General features: G+C 57.4%; 18 protein-coding genes. 9 read left to right on the top strand and 9 right to left on the bottom strand.

Features of this window, described 5'->3' with window-relative positions:
• The first annotated feature begins 228 nt into the window (after nt 1-228).
• From IYV58_RS03430 to mdtM, 4 genes are all read left to right on the top strand, one after another.
• Nucleotides 229-1044: an AraC family transcriptional regulator gene (locus IYV58_RS03430; RefSeq protein WP_049113054.1), complete on the top strand. Its 816-nt coding sequence runs from the start codon at nt 229-231 to the stop codon at nt 1042-1044.
• Nucleotides 1045-1090: 46 nt separating this feature from the next.
• Nucleotides 1091-1753 carry a LysE family translocator gene (locus IYV58_RS03425; RefSeq protein WP_004128563.1) on the top strand — a complete coding sequence of 221 codons (663 nt, stop codon included), beginning with the start codon at nt 1091-1093 and terminating at the stop codon, nt 1751-1753.
• Nucleotides 1746-3035, top strand: a complete 1290-nt coding sequence (locus IYV58_RS03420; RefSeq protein WP_004128562.1) for a DUF445 domain-containing protein — start codon at nt 1746-1748, stop codon at nt 3033-3035. The genes IYV58_RS03425 and IYV58_RS03420 overlap by 8 nt, the downstream gene beginning before the upstream one ends.
• 163 nt (nt 3036-3198) lie before the next feature.
• A complete protein-coding gene (gene mdtM / locus IYV58_RS03415; RefSeq protein WP_049113053.1) occupies nt 3199-4440 on the top strand; it encodes a multidrug efflux MFS transporter MdtM in 1242 nt (413 codons plus the stop codon).
• 10 nt (nt 4441-4450) lie between these two features.
• On the opposite strand, the gene IYV58_RS03410 is transcribed toward mdtM, so the two are convergent.
• Together IYV58_RS03410 and IYV58_RS03405 are read right to left on the bottom strand one after the other, a co-directional pair.
• Nucleotides 4451-5077 (bottom strand): IbrB-like domain-containing protein, encoded by a 627-nt coding sequence (locus IYV58_RS03410; RefSeq protein ID WP_004128557.1) that lies wholly within the window; start codon nt 5075-5077, stop codon nt 4451-4453.
• A complete protein-coding gene (locus tag IYV58_RS03405) occupies nt 5077-6288 on the bottom strand; it encodes a phosphoadenosine phosphosulfate reductase (protein ID WP_004128554.1) in 1212 nt (403 codons plus the stop codon). Before IYV58_RS03405 ends, IYV58_RS03410 begins: the two co-directional genes overlap by 1 nt.
• A gap of 373 nt (nt 6289-6661) precedes the next feature.
• Here IYV58_RS03405 and IYV58_RS03400 point away from each other — a divergent pair, with 373 nt between their 5' ends.
• The 4 genes from IYV58_RS03400 to IYV58_RS03385 all read left to right on the top strand — a co-directional run bounded on the left by IYV58_RS03400 (nt 6662) and on the right by IYV58_RS03385 (nt 9162).
• Nucleotides 6662-6901, top strand: a complete 240-nt coding sequence (locus tag IYV58_RS03400; protein ID WP_004128551.1) for a DUF2164 domain-containing protein — start codon at nt 6662-6664, stop codon at nt 6899-6901.
• Between the two features lie 82 nt (nt 6902-6983).
• Nucleotides 6984-8135 (top strand): double-cubane-cluster-containing anaerobic reductase, encoded by a 1152-nt coding sequence (locus tag IYV58_RS03395; protein WP_004128548.1) that lies wholly within the window; start codon nt 6984-6986, stop codon nt 8133-8135.
• Nucleotides 8136-8143: 8 nt separating this feature from the next.
• On the top strand, nt 8144-8911 hold the full coding sequence (yjiL, locus tag IYV58_RS03390; RefSeq protein WP_004128545.1) for a putative 2-hydroxyacyl-CoA dehydratase activator YjiL: 768 nt from the start codon (nt 8144-8146) through the stop codon (nt 8909-8911).
• On the top strand, nt 8908-9162 hold the full coding sequence (locus IYV58_RS03385) for a putative Se/S carrier protein (protein WP_004128543.1): 255 nt from the start codon (nt 8908-8910) through the stop codon (nt 9160-9162). The genes yjiL and IYV58_RS03385 overlap by 4 nt, the downstream gene beginning before the upstream one ends.
• 59 nt (nt 9163-9221) lie before the next feature.
• On the opposite strand, the gene IYV58_RS03380 is transcribed toward IYV58_RS03385, so the two are convergent.
• Genes IYV58_RS03380 through IYV58_RS03370 form a run of 3 tightly spaced genes read right to left on the bottom strand, consistent with a single transcriptional unit; the run spans nt 9222 to nt 11489 of the window.
• A complete protein-coding gene (locus IYV58_RS03380) occupies nt 9222-10325 on the bottom strand; it encodes a M20 peptidase aminoacylase family protein (protein WP_087828878.1) in 1104 nt (367 codons plus the stop codon).
• A gap of 20 nt (nt 10326-10345) precedes the next feature.
• The gene (locus tag IYV58_RS03375; protein WP_004128539.1) at nt 10346-10813 is read right to left on the bottom strand and encodes a YjiG family protein; all 468 of its coding nucleotides are present in this window, start codon (nt 10811-10813) and stop codon (nt 10346-10348) included.
• Nucleotides 10806-11489 (bottom strand): nucleoside recognition domain-containing protein, encoded by a 684-nt coding sequence (locus tag IYV58_RS03370; RefSeq protein ID WP_004128538.1) that lies wholly within the window; start codon nt 11487-11489, stop codon nt 10806-10808. Before IYV58_RS03370 ends, IYV58_RS03375 begins: the two co-directional genes overlap by 8 nt.
• Nucleotides 11490-11801: 312 nt before the next feature.
• On the opposite strand from IYV58_RS03370, the gene IYV58_RS03365 reads away from it, so the two are divergent.
• Complete coding sequence (locus IYV58_RS03365; protein WP_004098266.1) at nt 11802-12716, top strand: LysR family transcriptional regulator; 915 nt, start codon at nt 11802-11804, stop codon at nt 12714-12716.
• Between the two features lie 2 nt (nt 12717-12718).
• On the opposite strand, the gene IYV58_RS03360 is transcribed toward IYV58_RS03365, so the two are convergent.
• From IYV58_RS03360 to IYV58_RS03345, 4 genes are all read right to left on the bottom strand, one after another.
• Nucleotides 12719-13783 carry a DUF2955 domain-containing protein gene (locus tag IYV58_RS03360; RefSeq protein ID WP_195729427.1) on the bottom strand — a complete coding sequence of 355 codons (1065 nt, stop codon included), beginning with the start codon at nt 13781-13783 and terminating at the stop codon, nt 12719-12721.
• On the bottom strand, nt 13773-14840 hold the full coding sequence (locus IYV58_RS03355; RefSeq protein WP_049113042.1) for an HlyD family secretion protein: 1068 nt from the start codon (nt 14838-14840) through the stop codon (nt 13773-13775). Before IYV58_RS03355 ends, IYV58_RS03360 begins: the two co-directional genes overlap by 11 nt.
• A gap of 6 nt (nt 14841-14846) precedes the next feature.
• Nucleotides 14847-15311: a MarR family winged helix-turn-helix transcriptional regulator gene (locus IYV58_RS03350; RefSeq protein WP_004128530.1), complete on the bottom strand. Its 465-nt coding sequence runs from the start codon at nt 15309-15311 to the stop codon at nt 14847-14849.
• Between the two features lie 218 nt (nt 15312-15529).
• Nucleotides 15530-15694: a DUF1127 domain-containing protein gene (locus IYV58_RS03345; RefSeq protein WP_004098259.1), complete on the bottom strand. Its 165-nt coding sequence runs from the start codon at nt 15692-15694 to the stop codon at nt 15530-15532.
• Nucleotides 15695-15790 lie beyond the last annotated feature (96 nt).

The raw sequence follows: 15790 nt of genomic DNA, 5'->3' as shown, positions 1-15790 counted from the left end.
GTAATTAAACAGCGTGTTAGCTGCCTGTCATAAGCGTATCCGCTAAGCAAAATGGCCGTCAGAGGTTCCATAAAACCCAGCCAATCGCGCTGATAAATATATTTTGCATCATCTCCAGTCAGGCGAGTCTTCGATGTTGGACAATTTCGTCATCAGGCACAGCGATAATATCCACCAGCGGAAACGGCATGGTATAAACAGCTATCCCTCTCAGCTAAGGAGCCCATCGTGAGCCATACGCGCGATATTCAGCAAACCTTCTGGCGCGACGAACAGCTGCCCTGGCTGGAGCTGCGCAGTACCTGGAACAGCCGCCAGGCCTATAAACGTCACCGCCATCCGCAGCTCTCCGTGGGGGCGATTATCGAGGGGGAAACGCGCTGTATCTGCAACGGGCAGGAGTATCTGCTGCGGCCGGGCGATCTGATTACTATCCCCGCCCAGGCCCCCCACAGCTGCAATCCGCGCGACGGCCAGCCGCGCAGCTACCATATGCTCTATCTCGAGCTAAGCTGGTGCCGGCGACAGCTGGCCAACGATATGCATCAAGAGCGGTTAATAGCCTCCCAGCCGGTAATACGCGATGCCGAACTCTTTGCCCGGTATTTGCAAATCGTGGAATTGATGAGCCAGCAGAACACCGCCACGTTACCCGAAAGCGTCGCCCGATTGCTGCGCGGCCTGCCGCTGCGCCCGCTCGCGCCTGCAGCGCTAAGCCAAACCAGCGCGCGTTTGTTCAGTCGTCTGGCAACCAATCTGCAGGCGCCGCCGACGCTGGATAGCCTCGCCGATGAGTTTTCGCTGCGTAAAGAGACGCTGATCCGCGCCTTCAAGCAGGATACCGGCCTGACGCCCGCCAGCTTTATCAATATCGCGCGGATTGAATTCGCCAAAACGCGTCTGCGCGCCGGGGATAATATCGCCGATGTGGGCTACCAGGCCGGGTTTGCCGACCAGAGCCACTTTCATAAAACCTTTGTCAGCTATACCGCCGCCACGCCGCGCCAGTATGCGCAATCTCGATCAATAACAGACAATAATTAGCGTTCGCGCTGGCGTAGGGTGACCTCAGGTTATTACTGAGGTTGCTATGGACATACTCGCTACGCTCTTTCCCTCCGCCTTCCCCGCGCTGGCGCTCTCCCATTTTGTCGCCCTGCTGAGCCCCGGACCCGATTTTTTTCTGCTGGTGGGCTACGCCATCCGCTATCGCCTGCGCGGCAGCGTTGGCCTGTGTCTCGGCATCGCCGCCGGAAACGGCCTGTATATTCTTCTGGCGATTATCGGCTGGGGGATCCTGCGCCAGGCGCCGCTGCTGTTTACGGCGATTGAGCTGCTGGGCGCGGCGTATTTGCTGTGGATTGGCAGCCTGCTGCTCAGAAGCCGCCCGGCCACGCTGGCGCTGCACGGCGCCTCGGCTTCGCGCCCGCCGCTGGTGAAGCAGCTTTTTCTCGGGCTGGGTTCTTCGCTGCTCAATCCGAAAAACGCGCTGTTCTACCTCGCGCTGATGACCTCCCTGCTGGGACCGAACGTCACGCTGGTGCAGCAGGCCGTCAGCGGGGCCTGGATGACCAGCGTGGTGTTGATATGGGATCTGTTGCTGGTCACGCTGATTGCGCTACCGTCGGTGCAGCGCCGCCTTTCCGCCGTCGTCTGGCGAGTCGAGCGCACGGCCGGCGGCGTATTGATGGCTTTTGGTTGTTGGATTGTGTGGCAGTTTTTGCACGAGTTCGCCGTCAGGCTATATGCTTAAGCTTATGGAAAAACTCGCTGAACTGAAACGCGCCAAGCTGCTGGCGCTCTCGCTGCTGCTGATTGCAGCCGCCATTTTTATCACTACCCTCGTGCTGCCGCCAACGCCATGGGTCGGTGCGCTAAAGGCTATTTCCGAAGCGGCAATGGTCGGCGCGCTGGCGGACTGGTTTGCGGTAGTCGCGCTGTTTCGCCGTATTCCGCTGCCGTTCGTTTCGCGACATACGGCGATTATTCCGCGTAATAAGGATCGGATTGCCGATAATCTCGGCTATTTCGTGCAGGAAAAATTTCTTGATACGCCGTCGCTGGTGGCGCTGATCCGCCGCTATGAACCGGCGCTGATGCTCGGTAACTGGTTCAGCCAGCCGGAAAACGCGCGGCGGGTCGGCCAGCATCTGCTGCAAGTGATGAGCGGGTTTCTCGAGCTCACCGATGACGCGCGCATTCAGCGCCTGCTGCGTCGGGCGGTGCATAAAGCGATTGATAAGGTCGATTTAACCCAAACCAGCGCCATGATGCTGGAGGGGCTGACGCGCGATAACCGCCACCAGAAGCTGCTCGATTCGCTGATTAGCCAGCTGATCGCCCTGCTCCAGCGCGACAGCTCGCGGGCGTTTATTGCCCGCGGAATCGTACACTGGCTGGAGACCGAGCATCCGCTTAAAGCCAGACTGCTGCCTACCGAATGGCTTGGCGAGCACAGCGCTGAAATGGTTACCGATGCGGTTAACACGCTGCTCGACGAAGTGAGTCAGGATCGCGCCCATCAGATCCGCCAGGCCTTCGATCGCGCGGCGCTGAAGCTGATCGACAACCTGAAGTCCGATCCGCTGATGGCGGAAAAAGCGGACAATATTAAAGCCTATCTGAAAAACGATGAGACCTTTAACCGCTATCTGGGCGAGGTATGGGCCGATCTGCGCGGCTGGGTTAAAAACGATGTTAATAGCGACGATTCACGTATTAAGCAGCGCATTGCCGAAGCCGGGCAGTGGTTTGGCGAAACGCTGCTCCACGATGAGGCGCTGCGAGAATCGCTGAACGAACACCTTGAGCAGGCGGCGCACCGGGTGGCCCCGGAGTTTGCCACCTTCCTGACGCGCCATATCAGCGATACGGTCAAAAGCTGGGACTCCCGCGATATGTCCCGACAAATCGAGCTGAACATTGGTAAGGACCTGCAGTTTATCCGCATCAACGGCACGCTGGTTGGCGGCACTATCGGTCTGCTGCTGTGGCTGTTTTCACAAATCCCGGCGCTGCTGCATTTACATATTTAATTCAACTGTTTGTTTTTAAAGTATTCCTTACGCCAATATATATTGGCCACTAAAAGAACATGGATATTTAGGTTGACCCTAAATTTATTGCAGTGTGAAGTGCTGAAATAGTGCGCGCATAAACGGCTATTTATGGCGTAGAGACTCAACAAGGAGCCCACCGATGTTGCAATGGATGACCCGCTTTTTTGCCCGCCATTCCGCCACCCTGTTCTTCCCGGCAGCGCTGATCCTCTATGACTTTGCCGCCTATCTGACCACCGATCTTATCCAGCCGGGTATTATCCACGTGGTCCGCGACTTTGACGCCGACGTGGCGCTGGCGCCCGCCTCCGTTAGCCTGTATATGGCCGGCGGCATGGCGCTACAGTGGCTGCTCGGGCCGCTCTCCGATCGTATCGGCCGCCGCCCGGTGCTGCTCACCGGCGCGCTGATCTTTACCCTGGCCTGCTTCGCGACCCTGTTCACCACCTCAATGGAGCAGTTCCTCGCCGCGCGCTTTGTTCAGGGCACCAGCATCTGTTTTATCGCCACGGTCGGCTACGTCACCGTGCAGGAGGCGTTCGGCCAGACAAAAGCCATTAAGCTGATGGCGATTATTACCTCGATCGTGCTGATCGCGCCAATAATTGGCCCGCTCTCCGGCGCGGCGCTGATGCACTTCGTGCACTGGAAAGCGCTGTTCGGGATTATTGCCGTTATGGGGTTTATCGCCTGGCTGGGGCTGCTGCTGAATATGCCGGAGACCGTCCGGCGCGGCGACGTCCCCTTCAGCGCCAGCGGCGTGCTGCGCGATTTCCGCGATGTTTTCCGCAACCGCGTTTTTCTGTTCGGCGCCGCCACGCTCTCGCTCAGCTATATTCCACTGATGAGCTGGGTTGCGGTCTCGCCGGTTATCCTGATTGACGACGGCGGGCTGACTACCGCCGAGTTCGCCTGGACCCAGGTACCGGTCTTCAGCGCGGTGATTATTGCCAACCTGTCGGTGGCGCGCTGGGTAAAAGATCCCACCCGCCCGCGCTTTATCTGGCGCGCGGTGCCCATCCAGATGACCGGGCTGGCGATCCTGATCCTCGGCAACCTGCTGTGGCCGCACGTCTGGCTGTGGTCGGTGCTCGGCACCTGCTTCTATGCTTTCGGCATCGGGCTGATCTTCCCGACGCTGTTCCGCTTTACTCTGTTTTCAAACGATCTGCCAAAAGGCACGGTTTCCGCGTCGCTGAACATCGTGATCCTCAGCGTCAGCGCGCTCTCTATCGAAGCGGCGCGCTGGCTGTGGTTTAACGGCGGCAGGCTGCCTTTTCATCTGCTGGGGGTGGCGGCGGGGATCGCGGCCGCGTGCTGTCTGGCGGGTTTATTAAGCCGGATACGCCAGCAGCCGGAAGCCACGCTGGCGCAGGAGTAGCGCGCATTGGCTACTCCACGGTCCAGGCTTCACTAAAGCTTTCGTCGGCGAACAGCTCCGTCAGGCCGCTGATCTGTTTCAGGCGCAGCACCTCATCCGCATCCATACCGAGCTCTTCGCCGATGCGTCGGTCGTCCCACCCCTGGCGATGTAAATCGCGGACGATGTCGGACATCGCCGCGATCTGATGTTTGCCCCTGGCGCGATTATGGCGAATGGTGGCGGCGATACGCTCTTTCTGCCCCTCCCGCTCGGCATTGATGAGCGTCACCGGAAGATACCCATGCAGGCGGCGGCTCAGCTCCGGGCGACTCTTACCAATCAGATGGCGATGAAAGCCGTCGACAACCAGGTGGCGTCGCTGCTGGCGGGCTACCACTACCGGTTGGGTAAAACCATCCAGTTCGATAGAGCGCTCCAGCAGCTTTTTTTCCACCGTCGCCATCACGTTCGGGTTGTAGTCATTCGCCTCAACCGTGTTGGCTTCGACCCACAGCACGCAGTCTACCGGCTCGCGGCAGAAAGGACTGTGCTGGTGGATCAGGCTCTTCAGCTCGTTAATCGCTTTGATTTTCAGGTCAATATCGTCAAACGACTCGAGATACTCAATCACTGTCTTAGCCACATCCGGTGACATCAAAGCGTCCTCCACTCTTTACGTTTGTTACTCACCAGCCGACAGTAACGCTCATAGTGCTTAGGCTGCGTCGGGCTGAACGACAGCATCCGGCACCAGAAATCGTTTTTCAGCAGCGTCTTGCAGATGCGACGCCATGAGGGAATATCGCGATAGCCGAGATCTTTTTCCTGCTCATCGGGGATATCGTCAGGGAAACCGCGGGTCTGGTACCAGTGCAGATAAATAGCGATTTTATTGCGGTAATGCTCGGCGGTTTTTTCCGGCATGCTGTCGAGCAGAAAGAGCGCATACTCACGCCAGCTAAAATGCGCCGGTTTGCGGATTTTGGTCTTCAGCGCAAAATAGTCGCCGCTGGCGTTGGCGTAAATCGCGCCGCTGTGCGCGCCGCAGACCCGACGGCACATCCGCTCCCAGGTCTCCGGCTCAAGAATGTGATAAAGCCACAGCCCGCGCCGCTGCTCGGGGCCGAAGGGCTCGCAGACGCGCATATTTTTCAGCGGTACGCCGGCGCGGTGCATCAGGTCATAGAGCGGGTTGTAGGGGAGCCGCGACTTGTGATTAAAGATCCAGATGTCGCGGGTCCGCCAGTCATAGAGGGGATAGCAGGTGTAGCTGAACCCTTCCGGCGAGGCGGTGGTCCATGGCTTATCGTCCTCAAAGCGCAGTTTGGTCGGCGAAGTGAGCGCCATGTAGCGATGTAGCGACTCGTCGGTGCGGATACCGATCAGCGAAGCGAGGCTTCTCCCGGCAGCCAGCCAGTGCGAAAAGGCCGGAACAAAGGCTTCAAACGTCATTTCCGGCTGATAAAAAGGGAAAAAATCGATATCGGTGATGGCGTCATCCGGCGGTTGCCTTACCCATTCAACACCGGCCCGCCAGGCGACCCATTCCGGCTCATGCTGCGATACGCCGCTCACCGTGGTCATCGGCAGCGCCACCCAGTAGAAGCGGCTCACCACGTCCTGATAGCGCTCTTTCATATTTTGCACGTGCTGGATAGTTAATAAATACTGTGCTTCCCAGTCCACGAACAATACCGCAAACTTTTTCCCTTTTTTACGCGCAACGGCCGCCGCCAGATGAAATAATACCGTTGAGTCTTTGCCACCCGAAAAAGATAAACAGACCTGCTCGAAAGTATCAAATACCCAATCCAGGCGCATCAGAGCAGCGTCAAAAACATTCATATCCAGTTTTACGCGTTTCATCCTTCACCCCTGATAAATGAATCGCCGTCAGAATGTACTTATAGAAAAATCCCGTAAGCCAGATAACCTGAAATCAGGTTCATAGATTATTCATCCAGATACCGACATGCTGAAAAAAGGCGAGCGCAACTAAATGTTATTCACATCATAAAAATCATAATATCTCATTTAAATTCATAAAGTTATGAGAATATCTCTTATAGTCTCCATTACACAGGGAATACCGTGACCTCTGTCACAATTATCTCCTGAACTATTTATTCATTCTCCTTCACTGCGACCAAAAACATCACGCTATAACCCCACGGGAGCGTCGCTATCGGATATAATCAGCGGCCCTGATTCACCGTAACAATATTGATTAAGGAACGCCATGAGCGATATCGATCTCAGCCCGCCGCAACGCGATCTGCTGCGCGAGAAGCTGTGTAAATACTGCGAAGAGAATTTTGAGCTGGAGCTGGAGCAATTTGACGCGGAATTCTTTGTCGACTTTATTGCGAAAGAGCTGGGTCCAATGTTTTATAACGCCGGGATTGATGCGGCCATCGCCACCCACCTTGCGTGGAGCGATCGGATTCAGGAAGAGATGGACCTGAAAAAAGTCTATTAGCGGGAGATCAATAAATCCATGCAATAAACAGGGGTATAATGCGACCTCTTTCATCATCTCCCGTGTACGGGGAAGGAAAACCATGTCGCTTATCACCGATCTACCCGCCATCTTTGACCACTTCTCCGCAGCCCGCCAGCAGGGTTTCCTCACGGTCATGGAGCTTAAAGAGCAAAATATACCGCTGGTTGGCACCTACTGCACCTTTATGCCGCAGGAAATTCCGCTGGCCGCCGGCGCAGTGGTGGTGTCGCTGTGCTCCACCTCCGACGAGACGATTGAAGAGGCGGAAAAAGATCTGCCGCGCAACCTCTGTCCGCTGATAAAAAGCAGCTACGGCTTTGGCAAGACCGACAAATGCCCCTACTTCTACTTTTCCGACCTCGTGGTGGGCGAAACCACCTGCGACGGCAAAAAGAAAATGTACGAATACATGGCCGAATTCAAAGCCGTACACGTGATGCAGTTGCCGAACAGCGCCAGCGATGATGCCTCGCGAGCGTTATGGAAAGCGGAAATTTTGCGCCTGCAGAAGGCAGTGGAAGATCGCTTTGGTACGCCGATCACCGAAGCCGCCCTGCGCGAGGCGATTATCCTCAAGAACCGCGAACGGCGGGCGCTGGCGAACTTTTATCGCGTCGGGCAGCTCAACCCGCCCGCGCTCAGCGGCAGCGATATTTTAAAAGTGGTCTACGGCGCGACCTTCCGCTTCGATAAAGCGGCGCTGATCGATGAGCTCAACGACATGGCGGATCGGGTACGCCTGCAGTGGCAAGAGGGCAAACGGCTGGCGGCGCGGCCGCGTATTCTGATCACCGGCTGCCCGATCGGCGGCGCGGCGGAAAAAGTGGTGAAGGCCATTGAGGACAACGGCGGCTGGGTGGTCGGTTTTGAAAACTGCACCGGCGCGAAAGCCACCGAGCGCTGCGTGGAGGAGACGGGCGACGTTTACGACGCCCTGACCGATAAATATCTCGCCATCGGCTGCTCCTGCATCTCGCCGAACGACCAGCGACTCTCCCTGCTTAGCCAGATGGTGGATGAATATCAGGCGGACGGCGTGGTAGACGTCATTCTGCAGGCCTGCCATACCTACGCGGTGGAGTCGCTGGCGATAAAACGCCACGTGCGCCAGCAGCACGACATCCCCTATATCGCCATTGAGACCGACTATTCAACGGCGGATATCGGCCAGCTCAGCACCCGCGTGGCGGCCTTTATTGAGATGCTTTAGGAGCGCACGTGACCGTTACCGTAGGGATTGATTCCGGATCCACCGCCACCAAAGGCATCCTGCTTGAAGACGGCGTGATTCAGCGCCGCTTTCTCTGCCCGACGCCGTTTCGCCCCGCCGACGCCATCGTTGAGGCGTGGGAAACGCTCCGCGCTGGCCTGAGCGAACGCCCCTTTTTAACCTTAACCGGCTACGGACGCCAGCTTGTGGATTTCGCCGATAAGCAGGTCACCGAGATCTCGTGCCACGGGCTCGGCGCGCGGCTGCTGGCCCCGCAGACCCGGACGGTCATCGACATCGGCGGCCAGGACAGTAAGGTTATCCAACTGGACGAGGCGGGTAATCTCACCGATTTTCTGATGAATGATAAATGCGCGGCGGGCACCGGGCGCTTTCTGGAAGTGATCTCGCGTACGCTGGGGGCCAGCGTCGAACAGCTCGACAGCATCACCGAAGGCGTTGAGCCCCATGCGATTACCAGCATGTGTACGGTATTCGCCGAATCCGAGGTCATCAGCCTGCGTTCGGCCGGGGTGCCGCCGGAGGCGATCCTCGCCGGGGTGATCAACGCCATGGCCCGACGCAGCGCCAATTTTATCGGTCGTCTTTCGGCACAGGGGCCGCTGCTGTTTACCGGCGGCGTCAGCCACTGCGCGGCCTTCGCGCGGAGGCTGGAGGGGCACATGGGTATGGCGGTGCAGACGCATCCCGACGCGCAGTTTGCCGGGGCGATCGGCGCAGCGCTGATCGGCTTACGTCAGAGGAGCCGCCGGTGACGGAATATCTGTTTTTATTTCACTCAACGGTGGGGGTAGTGCGGATGCGCAAAGCCCTGCAGGCGGCGGGGGCGTCCTTCCGGGTGAAGGACATTCCGCGCCAGCTGCGCGGCGGCTGCGGGCTGTGCATTTATCTGAGCTGTGCGCCGGGCGAAGAACAGAAGTGGATTCTCCCCGGCCAAACGGCAGCCCTGTTTCGCGTCGCCGGGGATGATTATCAGCTGCTGGCTCAGTTTCCGCCGCAGGCGTAACCCAGGCGCGAATCATCGCCCGGCGGCGTACAGCGAGCACAATATCCGGGTTTGTTCCCTCAGCCCAGCAGCTGGCGAATGCAGGATTTAAACACCCGCACGCCATCCGCCAGCGCGGCGCGGTCGAAGCGCATCTCCGGATGATGTAGCCCTGGGAGCAGGTCGCAGCCCAGACCCCAGAACCCGCCCTTCACCTGTGGACGCAGGCGCAGGTAGTGGAAAAAGTCCTCACTGCCCGGCGTACTCTTCGCCGCCGTTAAGCCGGCTTCGCCAAACGTTTCGCGAATCGCCTGGCTGACGATAGCCGTAGCCTGTTCGTCGATAATCGCGGCGGGCATCTCCTTGACGATCTGGATATCGACGGTGGCGCCGTAAGCCGCCGCGCTGCTTTCTATCGCCCGCACCACCCGCTCTTTCAACGTCGCCATACCGTCATTTTCCGCGCTGCGCAGATCCCAGCACACGTGCGCTTTTGCCGGCACCGAGTTGGTCACTCCCGCATCGCACAGAAAGCGCGTCGCTTTAGCGCTCCAGGTCAGCGAAGGCGCCAGATGAATCCCGTTTACCGCCTGCACCGCGTGCGACGCGGCATCCAGCGCGTTAACGCCCAGATGAGGCCGGGCGGCATGCGCGGCTTTGCCGTGGAAATCAACCATCACCGTCGCCGAGGCGGAGTAGTACATCGCCGGGACCGCCTTGCCCTTCGGACACTCCTCCAGCGGCCTGAGGTGGAAGCCGAACAGCATCTCTACGTCGTCCAGCACGCCCGCTTCCGTCAGCGCGATCGCCCCGGTGCCCAGCTCTTCAGCGGGCTGAAAGAGTATTTTCAGCTTCCCGCGCTTTACCAGCCCTTCGGCGAGGATCTCTTCCGCGGCGGTCAACACCACCGAAGAGTGACCGTCATGACCACAGGTATGGCGAGCCTCTAAACGGCCATCAATGATATGGCCCAGCGCATCCATATCCGCCCGCAGCGCCACGACCGGCCCCGGCTTACCGCTATCCAGCAGCGCAACAATGCCGGTGGTGCCGCCGACGTTGCGCTGAACCTGAAACCCCGCGGCTTCTAATGCATCGCCGATGTATGCCGACGTTTTGTGCTCCTCAAAGCCCAGTTCAGGGATTTGGTGCAGATAATTGAAATGCTCTAAAGTTCGCGACACGTCTTACTCCTTGCCTTCTATTATGCAATCACGCGCATGACCAGCATGGCGATGACGGCATTGATAATGCTCACCGCCATCAGCAGCGGCCAATATTTTTTCGGGACATCCGCCACGCCGAGCAGGCGCCCCATGTACTGAAGCTGCGAACCCATGAGGAAAATCGCCGGGATCAGAATCGTGATATCCGCCACGTTGAGGGTGCCTTTGCTCAACAGGCTCACCGCCACGCCGGTTCCCGCAGAGGCGGAAAGCCAGGAGGTCAGCAATACGGTAATGGCTTCGCCCGGCAGGCCAAACAGGCCCATCAGCGGCGCGCAGACGTGGCCGATGATCTGCATCACGCCGAGCAAATTGAGCATTTCAGCGATCACGTAGGCCATTAATACATTCGGCATCAGATTGTTGATCGCGATATTAAATCCTTTGCGCGCCCCGATAACGAAAATATCGAACGGGTTACTGCCGACTTTTGCCGAATTATTCATTTTCAAAATCCCTTCTATAAGCGGTATTCAGAACCAGACGCGTGATTGCCGCGCCGACAAATTTCAGCACAAACATTAAAAGCAGCGGAATAATGATAGGAATGGTTAATGAAGCGAACAGCGCTGAGCCAATCGAGAAGTAGTTATTAATCAGACCGGCGCCAGAATATTGCCAGGCGCCCATAATAACCAGATCCTTACGATTTATTTTGTCGCTGTCATACAGCTCTTTAGTCAGCGCCGCGCCGGCATCGGTACTCTGTAAATCGGTAATCAGCGCCAAGCCGGTATAACCCGGGATCCCGAGCAGCGGGCGAAGCAGCGGGGTCAGCAGCTTATGCGCCGCGCGGATCGCGCCGTAGTGGGTAAATATCTCCAGCAGCCCCAGCGCCAGCATCACCGTCGGCACCAGCGACAGGGCAAACAGGAAGCCGGCCTTGGCGCTGATGCCGCCGCTACCGATAAAGGTGTTGGTTTCCGGTGTTTTCATGGTGCCGAACGCGCCGCCGAGGGTGGTAAAGTCAAACGCCCCCAGCCAGGCCATGCCTTCAACCTTAAACAATAATCCGGAGAAAACTAACAATACGATGATCAGTGAAATCCAGGCGCCGGGCCCGACTTTCCACTCATTTGCCGTTTCGTCGGAGGAACATTCCAACGTTTTATTTTCACTCATACCCTGTCCTCTCACATAATGAAATGTTAGTGCGATTGTTTGCAATTTGAAATTATGTCAATTTATTGTTATTCGAATTTATTATTTTCACTGATAGGCTTTTCCATATTCCCTTAATCAGCATCATCACCATTTCTTATTCTTCAACTCCCCGAGCCTTACCACCTTAATAGCACGCCGGAAATAAGCGATGAGAATTTTCCTCCCTGTCAGTTTTTGTCCGAATTACGATTATCTATAACTTGCCGGGATGATAAATACCTGTGAAAGGGTGTTATTGTTGACTACAGGTCAACAAAGGAGCGAGAAACGATGTTGCATGAGAGGCCAATGAGCTATCTGTATGAAGTCGGGATTCAGGGAGGCATTCGCCGGGCCGCCGATATGCTGGGCATCAACCCGTCAGTCATCAGCCGCCAGATAGCGCAGCTGGAACGGGCGCTGGAGCTGCCGCTGCTGGAACGGCAGGGGCGAAACGTGGTGCTCACCGAAGCAGGGCGCCTGCTGGCGGAGGACTACTTCGAAAGCCGCCAACGCCGGGAAAAGCTGGAAAGTCACCTGAAGGATTTACGCCATATGCGCGGCGGGACAATTTCAGTGAGGATTGGCGGCGGGCTGGTCACCACCTTTATTGAATCGGTGATGAGCACCTTTGCGCAGTCCTGGCCTAACGTATTCGTGGATATTATTGTCGGCAGCATGCAGGAGATGCTCAACGATATCGCCAGCGGCGAAGCGGATATGGCGGTCGCCTTTGGCCCCATCGGCAACCCGGAGCTTAAACGCCACAGCTTCCAGTGGGGCCCTATCTGCGCCGTGGTCTCGCCACAGCACCCCATCGCTGCCCTGCCCGCCGTCACCATCGATGAGCTTACGCAATATCGCCTGATCGCGCTCACCGACAGCTTTGGCCTGCAGCGTCATATGAACGCCATGTTCAAAACCGCTGGACGGCAGTTTCATCCGGCCTATCGCTGCAACCTCTTTTCCACCGCCATGAGCCTGAGCCAGGCGGGATTAGGGATCTCTTTTATGACCGCATACGCCGCCCGGGAAGCGATCGCCCACGGTATTCTGACCGCAGTCCCCATCGACCATCCTATCGCCAGCAGCGCCCAGTGCCACCTGCTACGCAACTCCGACCGCCGCTTTTCCCCGGCGGCGCATCATATGTGGCGGCTGCTGCACAACGCTTTTCGCGACGCGCAGCGGGCGCTGGCGGCCTGAGCTTATTCGGTCACCACGAATCGCGTTGGCGCAAAACAGTTCAGCAGCCGATGCATAAGGAAGACCATGGTCAGCGTGACGATCAGCGCCACGGTGACGGAAGTGATGCGGTACAGATCGCTGAACACCAGGTCCTGGTCCGGATGCAGGTTCTGACCGAACATGATGCCGATGGTGGTGATGCTGGCGAAGCCAACGCCAGCCCCCACTTTCTCCATCACGTGCAGACGGGCGCTAAACGCCAGGCCGAGACCAATCAGCGGCATCATCAGCAACATATGGTTGCTGAAGTCGTAGATAATCAGCTGCACCACCAGAATATAAAGGCAGGCCAGCACTACCCCCACCACACGCCAGATCGAGCTGATCACCGCGCCGCGATAGTGCATCGGGAACAGAATTAAAATCCCCGCCATCAGCGCAGACAGCGAGTCGCTCAGATCGCAGACCTGAAAGATCACAAAGATCATTGTCGCCACGCTGCCGGAGAGCAGCGATTCGTGGCGAATACGGGCGGCGTCTTTTTCAATGCGCGGCGGCGGCTTGCGCGGTTCAACGTCCGGGATGAAGTAGTTGAGCAATGCGCTCAGCGCTACCGCCATCACGCAGGCCTCCATATTGGAGAACATCAGGGTGTGCCAGTTACTGGTGGGATAGCTCATAAAGTTGAGCATCGTGCTTTGACACACCACGCCCATCGATCCCAGCAAAAACAGCGGCCCCTGGCTCATAAAGCGAAAGCGCATCACGTACAGGCCAAACACCACCAGCGTCATGATCACCGGCCACTGCGACAGATAGCCGACGATCAGCACCATTTCGACGCAGTTTACCGCCGCGCTGAACACAAACTGCCGCGCCACGTGACGATTAAATACCGGCACCAGCGACAGCAGCATCAGCGGATAAACCACGAAAAAGACGCCGTACTTTACGTCGTAGAAGGTCGAAATGCTCAGTGCGATAGTGCCGGCCACGGCGATACGCAGCGTCTGGCGAAAATCGTTGGCCGTATAGACGATGTTGCCGTGCGGGGTGAAAACCCGCGCCAGGGTATTAATAGACATAGTGCAGCAGACTCACCAGATGGATCTGCGCGCCGGCAAAGGTGCGGGCAAACGGGCCATCGCTGTTATAAAGCTGTACCGTCGCGCGGGCGCCGGTGGGCAGCGGCTTATCCAGCGGCTCGTCCAGGGCAACGTGAATACGCATGCGCTGCGCGTCGCGCACCCAGCGGGTAGACTGCTCCGGCTGCGACAGCTGGCCATTGACCTCTTCCTGGCCGGCCAGAATACCGGCATCGCTGCTGGTGACGTGCGCCGGGAAGACTTTCCCCGGCAGCGCATCAAACACCACCGCGGCATCGGTATTGACGCCGGTGTGGCGCAGGCTCTTTTCACGGAAATCGGCGACGATATCGGTCTGATTGCTCACCAGCGCCAGCAGCGGCGTGGCGGCGGTGGCGTACAGACCGGGGTTAAGCTGCAGGTTGCTCACCATGCCGTCAGTCTCCGCGCGGACCTTCGTCCAGCCGAGGTTAAGCTGCGCTTCTTCCAGCGCGTTGCGGTACTTCTGCAGCGTGACGTTGCGCTCATCGTCGCGCTCGCCGCGCTGGATCAGCAGATTCTGGATACTGGCGTTGAGCGCGCTGACCGACTGCTCGCTGGTCTGCCAGGTGGTACGCACTTTATCCAGATCCGACTGAGAGACGTTCTGCATGGTGCTCAGGCGCTGGTAACGATCGAAGGTCACCTTATCGTTGCGCGCGGTGTACTGGGCGGTGCGCAGGTTGGCGCGGGCAGAGGCGATCTGCGCGTCCAGCTGCTGGTTGCTGAGTTTCGCCTGTTCAAGGGCGATCTGCGCCGCTTCCACTTTATTGATAAACGGCGTCGGATCCAGTTCATAGAGCAGGTCGCCCTTCTTCACCTGGCTGTTGTTGTGCACATAGACATGGGAGACATAGCCGGAGACGCGCGACGAGACCGGCGTGACCACGCGCATCACGGTGGAGTCCGGCGTGAGCGGGATCCAGATATCGGCAACGATAAACCAGGCGAATATGGCCAGGAAGGCGGCAATACTCACCCTTACCCAGCGGGCAAATTTCTGTTCAGGGGTCATCATAGTGTTTTAGATCTTGTTATCTTCTTCGCGGATAGTCCGCAGATTGCAGGCGATTTGATTTAACGTGGCGCTAAAGGCGGCGAGCTGCGCTTCAGGGAGGGTTTCGGTGACGCGCTGTTGATAGGTCTCAATCACGCGGTTCAGCTTCTCCAGAATAGCGCGGCCTTCCGCTGTCAGCGTCAGCAGGCGTATGCGTTTGTCATAAGGCGATGTAGAACGCAGCAGATAGCCCTGCTTTTCCAGCTGCGTGAGGGTGCGCATCAGCGGCGGCAGTTCAATGCCCTGCACCTCCGCCAGCTCGCTGACCGAGACGTTATCCCCCAACTGATGCAGCTGCATCAGCACCGTCCAGCTTGACTGGGTCAGGCCGGTGTCGGTAATGGCAGAATCAATAATCGCGCGCCACTGGCGCACCACCATCGCCATGCGCATGCCCATCGGGCGGCGGGCAAACAGGTCGTCTTCGGTCATCTTTTTTCCTCACTTAACGCTAAGGAAAATAATACTTATCACGATAAGTATCAAGAAACGAAGAGTGGATAAGCATGAATTGATAAATTCTATGAATGTATTATCCCCGGTCGCGCTTGCGCTTACCGGGGCTACAGAACTGCGCGGTTTGGTAGCCCCCCCGGACAGGCGCTTCAAGCGCCGCCTCCGGGGAAATGCCAGGGAATAAATCGCATTTTTTAATTGATCTGATCCCGACGCAGCCCGACATCTTTTAGCTGTTCGTCGCTCATACGCTGCAATGTCCTGCGCGTTTGTTCACGAAGCCACCATTTTTTGATTATCCGCGCCAGAAATACGAAGCCGATAAACGGCTGTCTTGCCCGATTCTCGTGAAATTCCATCCTCTACCTCCTCACCTTGCCAGAGGCTTTATCTTCACGGATCCGGGGCTAAACAATACAGATTCACAAAATACTTTTCTTTAACATACAGATTCG

Source organism: Klebsiella sp. BDA134-6, from assembly GCF_015601345.1.
Taxonomy (GTDB): Bacteria; Pseudomonadota; Gammaproteobacteria; order Enterobacterales; family Enterobacteriaceae; genus Klebsiella; species Klebsiella grimontii.
Note: the sequence above shows the minus strand (reverse complement) of the source record. Positions and strands in the feature narration are given on the sequence as shown.